15 protein-coding genes are annotated in these 14,549 nt (G+C 64.1%); 6 read left to right on the forward strand and 9 right to left on the reverse strand.

The features are described 5' to 3' along the window. The 3 genes from H6955_21025 to H6955_21035 all read right to left on the reverse strand — a co-directional run bounded on the left by H6955_21025 (position 1) and on the right by H6955_21035 (position 2,106). Complete coding sequence (locus tag H6955_21025) at positions 1 to 309, reverse strand: DUF190 domain-containing protein (GenBank protein MCP5316051.1); 309 nt, start codon at positions 307 to 309, stop codon at positions 1 to 3. Next, positions 306 to 680: a fluoride efflux transporter CrcB gene (gene crcB, locus H6955_21030; GenBank protein ID MCP5316052.1), complete on the reverse strand. Its 375-nt coding sequence runs from the start codon at positions 678 to 680 to the stop codon at positions 306 to 308. The genes H6955_21025 and crcB overlap by 4 nt, the downstream gene beginning before the upstream one ends. 82 nt (positions 681 to 762) lie before the next feature. Beyond that, a complete protein-coding gene (locus tag H6955_21035; GenBank protein ID MCP5316053.1) occupies positions 763 to 2,106 on the reverse strand; it encodes a replication-associated recombination protein A in 1,344 nt (447 codons plus the stop codon). Positions 2,107 to 2,393: 287 nt separating this feature from the next. Here H6955_21035 and H6955_21040 point away from each other — a divergent pair, with 287 nt between their 5' ends. Next, the gene (locus H6955_21040) at positions 2,394 to 2,825 is read left to right on the forward strand and encodes a hemin receptor (protein MCP5316054.1); all 432 of its coding nucleotides are present in this window, start codon (positions 2,394 to 2,396) and stop codon (positions 2,823 to 2,825) included. 69 nt (positions 2,826 to 2,894) lie between these two features. Here the strand turns inward: H6955_21040 and H6955_21045 are convergent, their stop codons facing one another. The 3 genes from H6955_21045 to ald all read right to left on the reverse strand — a co-directional run bounded on the left by H6955_21045 (position 2,895) and on the right by ald (position 6,943). After that, positions 2,895 to 3,512, reverse strand: a complete 618-nt coding sequence (locus tag H6955_21045; GenBank protein ID MCP5316055.1) for an outer membrane lipoprotein carrier protein LolA — start codon at positions 3,510 to 3,512, stop codon at positions 2,895 to 2,897. Positions 3,513 to 3,514: 2 nt separating this feature from the next. Beyond that, entirely contained in the window at positions 3,515 to 5,785 is a 2,271-nt protein-coding gene (locus H6955_21050) for a DNA translocase FtsK 4TM domain-containing protein (GenBank protein MCP5316056.1), read from the reverse strand. Positions 5,786 to 5,881: 96 nt separating this feature from the next. After that, positions 5,882 to 6,943 carry an alanine dehydrogenase gene (ald, locus tag H6955_21055; protein ID MCP5316057.1) on the reverse strand — a complete coding sequence of 354 codons (1,062 nt, stop codon included), beginning with the start codon at positions 6,941 to 6,943 and terminating at the stop codon, positions 5,882 to 5,884. Between the two features lie 123 nt (positions 6,944 to 7,066). On the opposite strand from ald, the gene trxB reads away from it, so the two are divergent. Continuing rightward, a complete protein-coding gene (gene trxB, locus H6955_21060) occupies positions 7,067 to 8,038 on the forward strand; it encodes a thioredoxin-disulfide reductase (protein MCP5316058.1) in 972 nt (323 codons plus the stop codon). Positions 8,039 to 8,064: 26 nt separating this feature from the next. On the opposite strand, the gene H6955_21065 is transcribed toward trxB, so the two are convergent. Continuing rightward, on the reverse strand, positions 8,065 to 8,757 hold the full coding sequence (locus H6955_21065) for a flagellar brake protein (GenBank protein ID MCP5316059.1): 693 nt from the start codon (positions 8,755 to 8,757) through the stop codon (positions 8,065 to 8,067). A gap of 88 nt (positions 8,758 to 8,845) precedes the next feature. Here H6955_21065 and H6955_21070 point away from each other — a divergent pair, with 88 nt between their 5' ends. From H6955_21070 to infA, 4 genes are all read left to right on the forward strand, one after another. Continuing rightward, the gene (locus tag H6955_21070; GenBank protein MCP5316060.1) at positions 8,846 to 10,012 is read left to right on the forward strand and encodes an N-acetyltransferase; all 1,167 of its coding nucleotides are present in this window, start codon (positions 8,846 to 8,848) and stop codon (positions 10,010 to 10,012) included. Then, entirely contained in the window at positions 9,921 to 10,724 is an 804-nt protein-coding gene (locus H6955_21075) for a leucyl/phenylalanyl-tRNA--protein transferase (protein MCP5316061.1), read from the forward strand. Before H6955_21070 ends, H6955_21075 begins: the two co-directional genes overlap by 92 nt. Continuing rightward, the gene (locus H6955_21080; protein ID MCP5316062.1) at positions 10,721 to 11,452 is read left to right on the forward strand and encodes an arginyltransferase; all 732 of its coding nucleotides are present in this window, start codon (positions 10,721 to 10,723) and stop codon (positions 11,450 to 11,452) included. The genes H6955_21075 and H6955_21080 overlap by 4 nt, the downstream gene beginning before the upstream one ends. An 83-nt stretch (positions 11,453 to 11,535) precedes the next feature. Beyond that, on the forward strand, positions 11,536 to 11,754 hold the full coding sequence (infA, locus tag H6955_21085) for a translation initiation factor IF-1 (protein MCP5316063.1): 219 nt from the start codon (positions 11,536 to 11,538) through the stop codon (positions 11,752 to 11,754). Positions 11,755 to 11,802: 48 nt separating this feature from the next. On the opposite strand, the gene clpA is transcribed toward infA, so the two are convergent. Beyond that, positions 11,803 to 14,067 carry an ATP-dependent Clp protease ATP-binding subunit ClpA gene (gene clpA / locus H6955_21090; protein MCP5316064.1) on the reverse strand — a complete coding sequence of 755 codons (2,265 nt, stop codon included), beginning with the start codon at positions 14,065 to 14,067 and terminating at the stop codon, positions 11,803 to 11,805. A 74-nt stretch (positions 14,068 to 14,141) separates the two neighbouring features. Further along, positions 14,142 to 14,465, reverse strand: coding sequence for an ATP-dependent Clp protease adapter ClpS (gene clpS / locus H6955_21095; protein MCP5316065.1), 324 nt, complete (start codon positions 14,463 to 14,465; stop codon positions 14,142 to 14,144). Positions 14,466 to 14,549: the final 84 nt, after the last annotated feature.

The raw sequence follows: 14,549 nt of genomic DNA on the forward strand, positions 1-14,549 counted from the left end.
TCAGTCCAGGTTGGCTTGGGCCGGCCAGGTCAGAATCTTCGCCTTTCCGGCCATTTCTTTCAGAATCGTAAGCACCTCGGCGATCTTCTCCGTACGATCGAAGAACTCGATGATCACCGGCAGATCCAGCGACACGTCGAGCAGTCCCGCTTCGTGCAGATGACCCGAGTGGCCGAAACCGGCGATGCCGCGAAACGCGGTCAGGCCGGCGACACGGTGTTGTTCGTGCAACAGATCGATGATCTTCTGATGCTGATGACCTTTCTCGCTGCAGTAGATCCGCACCACGGTCACGTCCGTCTCGCTCATAGCTGCCTCGCTACCATCACGCCGAGAAACGCCGCACCGACGCACGCCAGTACGCTGATCATCACGTTGGCGACCGCCTTCACGTAGTCGGCCTGTTCGAGCAGATTCAGGGTCTCGATCGAAAAGGTCGAAAAGGTCGTGAAGGCGCCGAGCAGGCCGATCAGCGCGAAGGCCCGCCATTCCGCGCCCAATGCAGTACGCTCGGTCATCACGATAAACAGATAACCCATCGCCAGCGAACCGAGCACGTTCACCGCGAGGGTACCGTACGGAAATCCACGCCCGAGCACTGCGTAGACGCCGTGCGACACCCAGTAACGCAGCAGCGCGCCCAGGGCGCCGCCGGCAGCGATCGCGATCGTCTGGTTCAACGCATGGCCCGGCCGGTGAAAACGGGCATTCTACAAAAAATCGGTCGCGGTCTCCCGGTTCCGTCGCTCGATCAACCCGCATTCATGCATCGTCGTCGGACGGCGTGCGTTCCGCCTGCTCGTCCAACGCACGCAACTGCGCGAGCTTCTCCGCGATCTTGATCTCGAGACCGCGCTCCACCGGTCGATAGAAGCGCCGTCCCTGCAGCGCGTCCGGCAGATAGGTCTCGCCGGCGGCATAGCCACCGGGTTCGTCATGCGCGTAGCGGTAGGCCCTGCCGTAACCCAGTTCCTTCATCAGCCGTGTCGGTGCGTTGCGCAGGTGCACCGGCACCTCCAGCGATCCGGATCGCTGTGCGGCCTGCATCGCGTCGTTGAACGCGGTGTATACCGCATTGCTCTTCGCCGCGCAGGCCAGATAGACGACCGCCTGGGCAATTGCCAGTTCGCCTTCGGGACTGCCGAGTCGCTCCTGCGCCTGCCATGCGTTGAGTGCTATCTCGAGACCGCGTGGATCGGCGTTGCCGATGTCTTCAGAGGCCATGCGCACCACGCGCCGCGCGATATACAGGGGGTCGCAGCCGCCATCGAGCATCCGGCACAGCCAGTACAGTGCACCATCCGGTGACGAACCGCGCACCGATTTGTGCAAGGCCGACATCTGGTCATAGAACGCCTCGCCGCCCTTGTCGAAGCGCCGCAACTGACCAGTCGCGACCTCGGCGATGACCACGTCGTCGACCCGGCCCTGTTCCGCGAGGTCGGCGGCTATCTCGAGCAGGTTCAGTGCGCGTCGGGCGTCACCATCGGCGACCTCGGCCAACTGGTCGAGCGCGGCGTCACTGATCGACAACCCGAGGCCTCCCAGCCCCTTGTCCGCGTCGAGCAGCGCGCGCTGCAGCAGTTCGCGGATCGCGTCCGCCTCGAGCGACTTCAATACATACACCCGCGCCCGCGACAGCAAGGCGTTGTTGAGTTCGAAAGACGGGTTCTCGGTGGTCGCGCCGACGAACAGGAAGGTCCCGTCTTCGACGTGCGGCAGGAAGGCATCCTGCTGGCCCTTGTTGAAGCGGTGCACCTCGTCGATGAACAACAGGGTGCCCCGACCGCTTTGCGCGCGTGTAGCATGCGCCTCGCCCACGGCCGCGCGGATGTCCTTGACCCCGGCGAGCACGGCGGACAGGGTGCGGAATTCGCAACCGGAACTGCCGGCCAGCAGGCGGGCCAGCGTGGTCTTGCCGGTACCCGGCGGCCCCCAGAAGATCATGGAATGCAATCGGCCACTCTCGATCGCACGCCGCAAGGGTTTGCCATCCCCGAGCAGGTGCCGCTGACCGGCGAACTCGTCGAGTGTCACCGGGCGCATGCGATCCGCCAGCGGGCGGTCTGCCGTGTCGTCGACGCCGAACATGTCATCGTTTTGCATGGGTCGCATTGTATCCAGTAACACCCGGTCCACGCGGCGGGGGCCACGGTACCCGCCGCCCGCTTCGGTGCCTTCGCTCGGCCCGGCATGCAACACCGCTGCCGGCGATCCCACCGGTCGCGCATTCGACAGTGCCCCGTCGGCGCATCAGCGCACCATACGACCTGCCAGCTGCCAGGACATGTCATGCAACGGCAAGTCGGATCGAGCGACGACGAGGTTCTCCCCGCCGTGGACTGCATGACCGCGCTGGCCCATGCTTGGGTCCAGCAGACGGAGAACGAACAATGACGCCCGAACAAAAGCAACTTGTCCAGGACTCGTGGGCCAAGGTCGCAGCGATCCGGGAAACCGCCGCCGGCCTGTTCTACGGCCGGCTCTTCGAGACCCATCCCGAGGTCAGACCCTATTTCAAGGGCGACATGCAGGAGCAGGGCAGGAAACTGATGGCCATGGTCGACGCTGCCGTCGACGGGCTGGACGATCCCGCGGCACTGATCGAACCGCTCAAGGCCTCCGGCAGGGCACACGCAGGGTATGGCGTACAGGCGGGGGACTACGACAAGGTCGGGGATGCCTTCCTCTGGACCTTGGAAAAGGGCCTCGGTGATACCTTCACGCCCGACGTCAGGGAGGCCTGGCGCGTCACTTACGGCATGATCGCCAAGGTGATGATCGAAGGCGCCGGGTACGACCGGGATGCGGCCGCCAAGGCGTGACCGAAACGCTGACAATCACGCCTTCAGCAGGATACGCCGGGCATGTCGGTCGCCGTCGCCGCGCGTTGCTCAGTTGCCGTGCAGGATGTCCCAGTCGCTCGGCCCCTGGAACACGAACAGTTCAGGGTCGATTGAAACATTGCGCTCGATGTCATAGAAACGGAAACGCGAGATCTGGCCGAACTTGTCGTTCAGTTCCATGTGCCGCAACTCGCCGTCGGCAAACGCCAGGAGTACGCGATTGAAGTCGCTGTCGGGATCACGCGGGATGAGTTCGAGCCACTGCATGTCGAGACGCTCGCCGATCTCGATCACCTCGAAATCCTTTTCGATCGACTCGTCGGTGGTCAGGAAAGCGGCCGGGGTACCTTTCAACGCCCAGCTCTGCAGATGGCGCGTGGCCTGCTTCAGATCGTCCTCGATCACCCAGACATCGCGCCCGTCGGCGAGGATGATCTGCTTGTGCGGAGCCACGTAGTCCCAACGGAACTTTCCGGGACGTTGCAACAGGAACACCCCATGCATCAGGCCGGCGGTCGCGTTCTCGGTATCCAGCACCGATTGCTCGAATTTCGCCTGCAGCGTCGTCAGACCGTCGATGAACCGGTCGAATGCCTCGCGCCCCGCACCGGCATGTGCACTCAGCTGCACCGCCATCAGCAGTGCCGCCATCAAGATTCTGTTCAAACTCAATCCTTCACCGGCGGTGGCGCCAGCACCTCACGATTGCCGCGCTCATCGGCGCCGCTGACGATGCCGATGCGCTCCATCTCCTCGACCAGGCGCGCGGCGCGGTTGTAACCGATCTTGAGTCGCCGCTGCACGCCGGACACCGAGGCGCGCCGGGACTCGGTGACGATCTTGACCGCCTCGTCGAACAACGGGTCCTGGTCCTCGACCTCGACACCCGACGCCTCAGCCGATAGACCGGGGATCGCCTCGGTAGGTTCCTGCAGGATCTCCTCGATGTAGTTCGGTGCGCCGGTCTGCTTGAGATGACTGACCACGCGATGCACCTCCTGGTCGTCGACGAAGGCGCCGTGGATACGCTGCGGGATACTGGTGCCGGCCGGCAGGTACAGCATGTCGCCGTGACCGAGCAGCGCCTCGGCGCCCATCTGGTCGAGAATGGTGCGTGAATCGACCCGCGACGACACCTGGAACGCGATACGGGTCGGGATATTCGCCTTGATCAGGCCGGTGATCACGTCCACCGACGGCCGCTGGGTCGCCAGCAGCAGGTGCACGCCCGCGGCCCGCGCCTTCTGCGCAAGGCGCGCGATCAACTCCTCGACCTTCTTGCCGACCACCATCATCATGTCGGCGAACTCGTCGATCACGACCACGATGTACGGCATCGTCTTCAACTCCGGGACCTCCGGCAGATCGCCGGTCAGCGGGTCCGGCTCGGCGCGGAACAGCGGGTCCTTGATCGGTTCGCCGTTCTTGTCCGCTTCGCGGATCTTCTTGTTGTAACCGGCGATGTTGCGCACCCCGAGCGAGGCCATCAGGCGGTAGCGCCGCTCCATCTCGGCGACACACCAGCGCAATGCATTGGCCGCCTCCTTCATGTCCGTCACGACCGGTGTCAGCAGGTGCGGTATGCCCTCGTAGACCGAGAGTTCGAGCATCTTCGGGTCGATCATGATCAGGCGAATCTGCTCCGCGGTCGCCTTGTACAGCAGGCTCAGGATCATCGCGTTGACCGCGACCGATTTGCCCGAACCGGTGGTTCCCGCGATCAGCGCGTGCGGCATGCGCGCCAGGTCCGCGACCACCGGCTCGCCGACGATGTCCTTGCCGAGCGCCAGGGTCAGCGGCGACTTGGCATGGTCGTAGGGCTCCGAGCGCAGGGTCTCGCTCAGGTAGACCATCTCGCGGTGCTCGTTGGGGATCTCCAGGCCGATCACCGTCTTGCCGGGGATCACCTCGACCACGCGCACCGAGACGGTCGACAGCGCGCGCGCGAGATCCTTCGAGAGGTTCGTGACCTTGCTGACCTTGGTGCCGGCGGCCAGCTGCAGTTCGAACAGCGTGACCACGGGACCGGGATGCACCGCGGTGACCTCGGCGGTCACGCCGAAGTCGGCGAGCTTGCGTTCGACCTGCACCGAGAGGGCCTGCAGTGCCTCGTTCGACAGGCCCTTGCCGCTGCTGCGCGGCGGATCCAGCAGACCGAGCGGCGGCAGCTCGGTATTCGGTTCGGCGTCGAGCAGGGTCATCTGTTTTTCCTTCTCGACGCGTTCGCTGGGCCGTATGAAGGGTTCCTTCTTCTCGATCACCGGCGCCGGCTTGTCGCGTTTGCGTTCTTTCTCCTTCTTGACGACCTCCTGGCGCTCCTGCTTCATGCGGTTGGCCTCACGCCGCTCGGCGACATTGCCCACCAGCATCAGTGCCTGGCGCCAGGCGTTGAGCACGAAGCCGCCAATGCTGTCCATGACCGCCAGCCACGAGACCCCGGTGAACAGCGTGAAGCCGACCAGCAGCAGGGTGAGCAGCAACAGCGTGGCGCCGGCCGGATTCAGCACCGCCTCGCCGGAACTGCTGATGTAGCTGCCGGCGATGCCGCCCGGCCCTTCCGGCAACTGCTCGGCACTGCCCAGGTGCAACGACGCGAGCGCGGTCGCACTGAGCACGGTCAGCACGAAACCCACCCAGCGGGCGACCCGGAGATAGACGCTGTGCTGCTCGTCGCCGCGCTCGCGGAACATCAACCAGCCGCCCCAGGCGATCATCAGCGGAAACACGTAGGCCACCTTGCCGAACAGCATGAACAGCACGCTCGCAGCCCAGGCGCCCGCGAGGCCGCCGGCGTTGTCCGCGTGCCGTTTGGCACTCTCGAACAGGTAGCTGGGGTCGTCCGGCGAATACGAGAACAAAGCCATCAGGAAATAGACCCCGATCGCCAGCAACAGCAGGAATCCCCCCTCCTTGAGTCGCTTGCTCAGCGATGCATGCATTCAGGAAACATCCAATAAAACCAGTTAAAACAGATTTTTATGCAATCTATTGCAGGTAACTTGCGAATTATTGCACAGCTCGAGCGGCGGCAACAGTCAGGTGCGCAGCGCGGGATGCACGACCGCGCCGTCCGCGACGTTGACGGCACCGGCCAGCCGCGGGTCGTCACGCCAGTTCGGGCGCAACAGCAGGTTAAGATAGGGCAGCATGGCCGCTGTCAGCGCCTGGGTCGCGCTGCGCGGCACCGCGCCCGGCATATTCGCCACGCAGAAATGCTGTACGCCCTCCTCGACATAGGTGGGTGCATCGTAGGTGGTCGGCCGGGTGGTCTCGATACAGCCGCCCTGGTCGACCGCTATATCCGCGATCACGCTGCCCGGTTGCATGCTGGCGACCTGCGCCCGGCTCACCAGGTGCGGCGCCGCGGCGCCGGGGAGCAGCACCGCGCCGACCAGCAGATCGGCCGCGCGGACGGCGTCATCGATCGCCGCCTCGGTCGGCAGCAGCGCGTTGATGTTCGGTGCGGTCGCATACATGCGCTCGAGCGCCAGCGGGTCTTTGTCGAACACGGTCACCGCGGCGCCCATTGCGGCCGCCTCGCGCACCGCTGCACCGCCCGCGGTGCCCGCACCGAGCACGACGACGTGACCGCGACCCACGCCCGGCAGACCGCCGAGCAGCAGTCCCTTGCCACCCTGTGGCGCATGCAGCAGGTGGGCCCCGACCTGCACCGCGATACGTCCGGCGATCTCGCTCATCGGCACCAGGATGGGCAGGCGTCCACGATCCACCACGGTCTCGAACGCGACCGCGGTCAGACCGATATCGCACAGCCGCCCCAACAGATGCGGATTGGCCGCGAGGTGCAGATAGCAGAACAACAGGTGGTCGGACTTCAGGCGATCGATCTCCTCGCCGATCGGCTCTTTGACCTTGACCACGAGTTGCGCCCAGTCGTACAGCGCGTCGGCATCCGGCAACAGGCGCACGCCGGCGTCGGCGTACAGCGCATCGGGATAGCCGCTGGCCGAGCCGGCCCCGGCCTGCAACCCGACCTCGACCCCGCTGCGCACCAGGTCGCCGGCCGCGGCCGGTGTCAGTCCGACACGCCCCTCGAGCGGCTTGATTTCGCGCGGCACGCCAACCCTTAACGTCATGGTTTTACCTCCCTACCCGGTTCCCTATAGTATTGCCCGCCCAGGCCGGTCGCCATCCCGCACCCTCGAGGTCCGGTGCCCCCGCACCGGGCGAACCGGCGGCCAACGACAGGAGACATCCGCATGAGCGACACCAAGCACTGCCGACTGCTGATCCTCGGATCGGGTCCGGCCGGTTATTCCGCGGCCGTCTACGCGGCACGTGCCAACCTCGACCCCGTGTTGATCACCGGCATGGAGCAGGGCGGCCAGCTCATGACCACGACCGATGTCGACAACTGGCCAGGCGACAACGAAGGCGTACAGGGCCCCGACCTGATGGCGCGCATGCAGGCGCACGCGGAACGGTTCCATACCGAGATCGTGTTCGACTACATCTCCGAGGTGGATTTCAGCCAGCGCCCGTTCCTGCTGAAAGGCGACAGCCAGCAGTACAGCTGCGACGCGATGATCATCGCCACCGGCGCCTCGGCACAGTACATCGGCCTGCCGTCCGAGGAAGCCTACAAGGGCAAGGGCGTCTCCGCATGCGCGACCTGCGACGGCTTTTTCTACCGCAATCGCAAGGTCGCGGTGATCGGCGGCGGCAACACCGCGGTCGAAGAGGCGCTGTACCTGTCGAACATCGCCTCCGAGGTGATCCTGGTCCATCGACGCGACGCCCTGCGTGCGGAGAAGATCCTGCAGGACAAGCTGTTTGAGAAGGCCAAGAACGGCAACGTGACGATCGAGTGGAACCACGTGCTCGAAGAGGTGCTCGGCGACGCGAGTGGCGTGACCGGTATGCGCATCAAGAGCACCGAAGATGGCAGCACGCGCGACATCGACGTGCACGGGCTGTTCATCGCGATCGGTCACAAGCCGAACACCGCGATCTTCGATGGCAAGCTGGATATGGTGAACGGCTACATCAAGGTGCAGAGCGGCACCGAAGGCAATGCGACCGCGACCTCGGTACCCGGGGTGTTTGCGGCCGGCGACGTGATGGACCACGTCTATCGCCAGGCGATCACCTCGGCGGGGACCGGCTGCATGGCGGCGCTGGACGCGGAGAAATACCTCGACACCCTCGCCCACCACGCGACCCGCATCTGACGGAATCCAGGCCCCGGGCTGCGCCGCTAACCGCGGCGTACACGCCGGGTCTGCTGCAGTACGTGATCGGTCACCCAGGCGTGTAGCAGGACCTGTTGGAACCGGTTCATCGTGCGGAACTGCACCCCCGTGTAGTGCACCTTCAGGCGCCCACTTTCGTCATCGATGCGCTCGCTGACATTGCGCACGTCGCTGAGCAGGCCGAGTTCCTCCGAGTCGCCGCTGATCTCGATCTCGAACTTGAGGTGCAGGATCTCGTTGGGGGACGCCAGCGGCGCGGCGCTCGCGATCTTTGCGCCCGTCTCGCTGAGATCGACGATGGTCGCCGCGTGAAAGTTGTCGGCGTCGGCCGAACTGCGGGTGTTGCGCACCAGAACCGGCAGATCGGCGGAAACCCGCGAGGCATTGCGCACGACGATCTGCTCATAGTCGTCGGGATACGCCAGGTGCAGGTGGGGATATGGCTTTAGCGAGGTCTGGAGTACCTGGGAGACGAAACCCAGCACGCGTTCGCCCTTGAGCAGCCGTACGGTGAAACGCTGCGCCTCGCGCACGATCTGCAGCTTGCCGTCGATCGTCGGCGTCGTGACCACCAGGCTGGCGCCCGGGAGGTAACCGATCAGGCGCACCGAGTAACGCGGCGCGTTTTCCGGGACGGTCGCCTGGATCTGCAGGATCGAGCCGATGGTCAGGTTCAGCGGATTGGAATCGTCTGTCACGGCATCTATGGCGTTCAAATTCGCAGAATCTTTATCCCAACGCATCCCAGCGTTGACCATCGTCAGGCGACACCCTACCGTCGCCGGTATGGTGCTACCGAATCCATCCGCCGGGCACCCGCCCGGGATCAAGGTCATCGAGCGCATCGCCGACGTCGATGCCGCCGCGTGGAACGCATTGGGCGCGCTCCACATCCCGTTCCTGCGCCACGAATTCCTCGCCGCACTCGAGGCCGAGGACTGTCTCGGCGAGCGCTTCGGCTGGTTGCCCCGTCACCTGACACTGTGGGACCACAGCGGCCGGCTGATCGGTGCCGTACCGCTGTACCTGAAGTTCAATTCGTACGGCGAGTTCGTGTTCGACTGGTCCTGGGCGGACGCCCATGCGCGCAATGGCCTGCGCTACTACCCCAAGTTGGTCAGCGCATCGCCCTACACCCCGGCGACCGGACCCAAGTTGCTGTGTGCCCCGGACGCGCCGGCGGAGACCCGCCCGGTGTTGATCGAGGCGGCGCTGGAACTGGCCAGGCAACTCGAGGTCTCGTCGCTGCACTGGCTGTTCACCGGCGAGCAGGAGACCGCGCTGCTCGAGCGGCATGGGCTGCTGCGCCGCACCGGCTGCCAGTTTCACTGGGAGAACCGCGGCTACGCGGATTTCGAGGCGTTCCTCGGCGGCCTGAGCGCGGCAAAACGCAAGAACATCCGCAAGGAACGCCGACGCGTCACCGAGGCCGGCATCCGTTTTCGACGGCTGGACGGACACGCCGCGACAACCGCCGACTGGAAGACGTTCCACGCCTTCTACGAATCGACTTTTCACCGGCTCGGCGGCATACCCACCCTGTCGCTCGGCTTCTTCCGCGCGCTCGCACGCAGCATGCCCGACGGGGTCCTGCTGATCCTCGCGGAGCATGCCGGCGAGCCGGTGGCGGCCGCCTTCTGCCTGGTCGGCGGGGGCACCCTGTACGGCCGTCACTGGGGATGCAGCGAGTTTTTCGACAAGCTGCATTTCGAGACCTGCTACTACCAGGGCCTGGACTACTGTATCGAGCAAGGTCTCGCCCGCTTCGAGCCCGGCGCCCAGGGCGAGCACAAGATTGCACGTGGCTTTCTGCCGACCGAGACGCTTTCGGCGCACTGGCTGGCCGAGCCGCGGTTTCACGATGCGATCGCCAGGCACCTGGACCACGAACGCGCCGGTATGCGCGACTATATTGCCGAGATGCATACCCATAGTCCCTATCGTGATCTTTGACCTGGACGGCACACCCCCGGACATCGGTTTCCCCGATATCGCCCTGGCCGAGACGGACCCGAACGGGCTGCTCGCGATCGGCGGCGATCTGGCGCCGGAACGACTGCTGGCCGCCTACCGCCAGGGAATATTTCCCTGGTACGGTATCGGGCAACCGATTCTCTGGTGGAGCCCGGCCCCGCGCATGGTGTTGTTTCCGGAGGAACTGCATATCTCGCGAAGCCTGCGGAGAACGCTGCGTCGCGAGCCCTTCGAGGTCAGCGTCGACCAGGCGTTCGACGCTGTGATCCGTGCATGCGCGGCGCCGCGCGAGCAAAACCCGGGCACCTGGCTGGTTACCGAGATGATCGCCGCCTACAACGCGCTTCACCGGGCGGGTCACGCGCATTCGATCGAGGTGTGGCGCGGCGCCGAACTCGCCGGCGGCCTGTACGGGATAGCCATCGGCCAGGTGTTTTTCGGCGAATCCATGTTCAGCCGTTACACCGATGCGTCGAAGGTCGCGCTGAGCCTGCTCGCCCACGTCGCACGCGACCTGCCGTTTCGCCTGATCGACTGCCAGGTCTATACCGATCACCTGGCCAGCCTGGGGGCGCGCGAGATCAGTCGGGAGCGGTTCCGTGAACAGCTGACACAGGCCACGCACACCGAGACACCGCCGTTCGGTGCCCGACCGCGCAACACCCTGTCGGCCTGGGGACTGGTGGCATGAATACCGCCAATCGCAGTCTTCCGCTGTACCTGTCTGCACCACTTCCGTGCAGCTATCTACCCAACCGGTTGAGCAGCATGCTGTTCAGCGACCCTGAACAACCGATGGACATGGCCACCTACGGAGAACTGGTCCGCCATGGCTTCCGGCGCAGCGGCAGCATGGTGTATGCACCACGTTGCGAGACCTGCACGCAGTGCATCTCGGTACGCATCCCGGTAGCGCGGTTCGCCCCGCGGCGCGGGCAACGGCGTGTCCTGCGGGCAAACACCGGGGTCGAACTGCGCCCCTGCCCAGCCGGTTTCGACGCCGAACACTATGCCCTGTACCAACGCTATACCGCGGTACGCCATAACGACGGCGAGATGGCAAAGGCCTCACCGGCCAACTACATGGGGTTTCTGACCGCCCCGTGGAGCGACACCGAGTTTCTCGAGCTGCGCCTCGCCGGCCGCCTCGCGGGTGTCGCGGTCACCGACCGGCTGGCTGACGGCCTGTCGGCGGTGTACACGTTCTTCGACCCCGAATTGTCCGCGCGCTCGCTCGGGACCCTGGCGATCCTGCAACAGATCGAACGATGCCGGGAACTCGGATTGCCCCACCTCTACCTGGGATATTGGATCCGCGACAGCCAGAAAATGGCCTACAAAGCGAACTTCAGGCCGATAGAATTGTGGGTCGAAGGTGCCTGGCGGTCGCTCGAGGAAGTGGCCTTGACGTCCGATTGACTTTCGCCGTGGGTGGGCTTTGCTATAATGCCGCGCCTTGCAGGTGGCGCGTTGGTGCGCGACCGAGATCGGACTGGACCCAGATGGCGAAAGAAGACGTAATCGAGATGGAGGGCACGGTAGTCGATACCCTGCCCAACACAATGTTCCGCGTGGAACTGGAGAATGGTCACGTCGTGACCGCGCATATCTCCGGCAAAATGCGCAAGCACTACATCCGCATCCTCACCGGCGACAAGGTCAAGGTGGAACTCACACCGTACGACCTGAGCAAAGGTCGCATCGTCTACCGCGAACGCTGACGTCTTTCCGGCTACGCCGCCGCAGGCCCGCGCGGCTGTGCGTACCGGTCAATGCACGGCCGGCTCTTCGATCTCGAACGCGAGCTCATCGTTGTCGTCGACCGAGACACGGACCCTGCCGCCGTGTGCGAGTTTGCCGAACAGCAGTTCTTCGGCCAAGGCCTTCTTGATGTAATCCTGGATGATCCGCGCCATTGGGCGCGCGCCCATCTGCGGGTCGTAACCCCGCTCGGCGAGCCATTCACGTACGTCGGCCGATGCACTCATCGCGACCTGCTTCTCTTCCAGCTGCTGTTCGAGTTCGAACAGGAACTTGTCGACGACGTTGAGGATCGTCGACCGGTCGAGTGCGTTGAACTGGATGATCGCATCGAGGCGGTTGCGGAACTCCGGCGTGAACAGACGATTGATCGCGGTCATGGCATCGCTGCTGTGATCCTGCGCGGTGAAACCGATCGACGCGCGGGTCGCGTCGCTGGCACCGGCGTTGGTGGTCATCACGATGATCACGTTCCGGAAATCCGCCTTGCGCCCGTTATTGTCGGTCAAGGTACCGTGATCCATCACCTGCAGCAGCAGGTTGAACACATCCGGGTGCGCCTTCTCGATCTCGTCGAGCAACAACACCGAGTGCGGATGCTTGTTGATCTCTTCGGTCAACAGCCCGCCCTGATCGAAGCCCACGTAACCGGGCGGCGCCCCGATCAGACGCGAGACCGTATGCCGCTCCATGTACTCCGACATGTCGAACCGGATCAGTTCGAGTCCGAGCACCCGGGCCAGCTGACGGGTCACCTCGGTCTTGCCGACACCGGTCGGACCGGCGAACAGGAAGCTGCCGACCGGGCGCCGGTCGCTGCCGAGGCCCGACCGGTTCATGCGGATCGCTGCCGATAGCGCATCGATCGCCTCGTCCTGGCCGAACACGACCATCTGCAGGTCGCGGGTCAGATTGCGCAACGCCTCGGTGTCGCTGGCCGAGACCTTACGCGGCGGTATCCGCGCGATCTTGGCGACCACGCCCTCGATGTCGGCGACGGTGACGCTCTTCTTGCGCTTCGACGCAACCAAAAGTTGATTGGCCGCGCCGGCCTCGTCGATCACGTCGATCGCCTTGTCCGGCATGTGCCGGTCGTTGATGTACTTTTCGGCCAACTCGGCCGCGGCGCGCAGCGCCTTGTTCGAGTACTTGACCTGGTGGTGCTCCTCGAACCGGGTCTTCAGACCCTTGAGGATCTGCACCGTCTCTTCGACGGTCGGCTCGTTGATGTCGATCTTCTGAAAACGGCGCGCCAGCGCGCGGTCTTTCTCGAAGATGCCGCGATACTCCTGGTAGGTGGTCGAGCCGATGCAGCGCAGATCGCCGGATGCGAGCACCGGTTTGATCAGATTGGAGGCATCCATGACGCCGCCGGAGGCAGCACCGGCGCCGATGATCGTATGAATCTCGTCGATGAAAAGGATCGCGTTCGGCTGTCGCTTGAGATCGGCGAGCACCGCCTTGAGGCGCTTTTCGAAGTCCCCCCGGTATTTGGTGCCGGCGACCAGACCGCCCATGTCCAGTGCGTAAAGGGTGCAATCGGCGAGTACCTCCGGGACTTCACCGTCGACGATCTTCTTCGCCAGCCCCTCGGCGATCGCGGTCTTGCCCACGCCCGCCTCGCCAACGAATAACGGGTTGTTCTTGCGTCGCCGGCAGAGGATCTGAACGGTGCGTTCGACCTCGCTATGGCGTCCGATCAATGGGTCGATCTTGCCGCGTCTTGCCTGATCGTTGAGATTGGCCGCATAGGTTTCGAGCGCACTCTCCTGTCGACCCTCGCCGGCATCCGTGTCTGCGCTGCCCGGCTCCGCGCTCGGCCGCCCGGCTTCGTCGCTCGGCACTTTCGAGATGCCGTGGGAGATGTAATTCACCACATCCAGCCGCGTGATGTTCTGGCGATCGAGGAAGTACACGGCCTGCGACTCCTGCTCGCTGAAGATCGCGACCAGCACATTGGCTCCGGTGACCTCTTTCTTCTCCGACGACTGGACGTGAAACACCGCGCGCTGCAACACCCGTTGGAAACCGAGGGTCGGCTGCGTCTCGCGGCTGTCATCGTCCATGATCAGCGGCGTCGTCTCCTCGAGGAAGCTGTCGATATCCTGCCGCAGGCTATCGATATCCGCGCCGCAGGCGCGTAGCACCTGTGCCGCCGTCGGATTGTCCAGCAGTGCCAGCAGCAGATGTTCGATGGTCATGAACTCGTGCTGCTTCTCCCGGGCATTCTTGAAAGCCTGGTTGAGGGTAAATTCCAGCTCTTTGCTCAACATGTTCTCGTTTCCGGTAACAGCCAATCTTCAGTTCAGGTTCAGATCATCCCTATCGTCCTGGGTTCCCTCCCCGATCATGCCTCTTCGAGGGTGCACAGCAGCGGATGCTGGTTGGCGCGCGAATGATCGTTCACCTGTGCCACCTTGGTTTCGGCGATGTCCTTCGAATAGATACCGCAGACACCCATACCGCGGGTGTGAACATGCAACATCACCTGTGTTGCCCTTTCACGATTCATGCCGAAAAACTGCTCCAACACATGGACGACAAACTCCATGGGGGTGTAGTCGTCATTCAGCAGCAATACTTTGTAGAGCGGCGGGCGCTTCAGTCGCGGTCGTGCACGCGCGACCGCTAATTCGTCGTCGCCGTCGTTATATTCATGACCGTCGCTCATTTTCTGCCTAAGTCTAGTTCAACGGGAATGGGGTATTTAAGGCGCAATTTTAGCAGCGCGCGGTTCACGCTCCAGCACCCGAGG

Source organism: Chromatiaceae bacterium, from assembly GCA_024235395.1.
GTDB lineage: Bacteria > Pseudomonadota > Gammaproteobacteria > Chromatiales > Chromatiaceae > Thiosocius.

Bases quoted from the DNA above. Each gene is read 5' to 3' on its own strand.
- H6955_21025 (MCP5316051.1), bottom strand. From the start codon at position 309: ATGAGCGAGACGGACGTGACCGTGGTGCGGATCTACTGCAGCGAGAAA.
- H6955_21035 (MCP5316053.1), bottom strand. From the start codon at position 2,106: ATGCAAAACGATGACATGTTCGGCGTCGACGACACGGCAGACCGCCCG.
- H6955_21040 (MCP5316054.1), top strand. From the start codon at position 2,394: ATGACGCCCGAACAAAAGCAACTTGTCCAGGACTCGTGGGCCAAGGTC.
- H6955_21050 (MCP5316056.1), bottom strand. From the start codon at position 5,785: ATGCATGCATCGCTGAGCAAGCGACTCAAGGAGGGGGGATTCCTGCTG.
- ald (MCP5316057.1), bottom strand. From the start codon at position 6,943: ATGACGTTAAGGGTTGGCGTGCCGCGCGAAATCAAGCCGCTCGAGGGG.
- trxB (MCP5316058.1), top strand. From the start codon at position 7,067: ATGAGCGACACCAAGCACTGCCGACTGCTGATCCTCGGATCGGGTCCG.
- H6955_21070 (MCP5316060.1), top strand. From the start codon at position 8,846: ATGGTGCTACCGAATCCATCCGCCGGGCACCCGCCCGGGATCAAGGTC.
- H6955_21075 (MCP5316061.1), top strand. From the start codon at position 9,921: ATGCGATCGCCAGGCACCTGGACCACGAACGCGCCGGTATGCGCGACT.
- H6955_21080 (MCP5316062.1), top strand. From the start codon at position 10,721: ATGAATACCGCCAATCGCAGTCTTCCGCTGTACCTGTCTGCACCACTT.
- infA (MCP5316063.1), top strand. From the start codon at position 11,536: ATGGCGAAAGAAGACGTAATCGAGATGGAGGGCACGGTAGTCGATACC.
- clpA (MCP5316064.1), bottom strand. From the start codon at position 14,067: ATGTTGAGCAAAGAGCTGGAATTTACCCTCAACCAGGCTTTCAAGAAT.
- clpS (MCP5316065.1), bottom strand. From the start codon at position 14,465: ATGAGCGACGGTCATGAATATAACGACGGCGACGACGAATTAGCGGTC.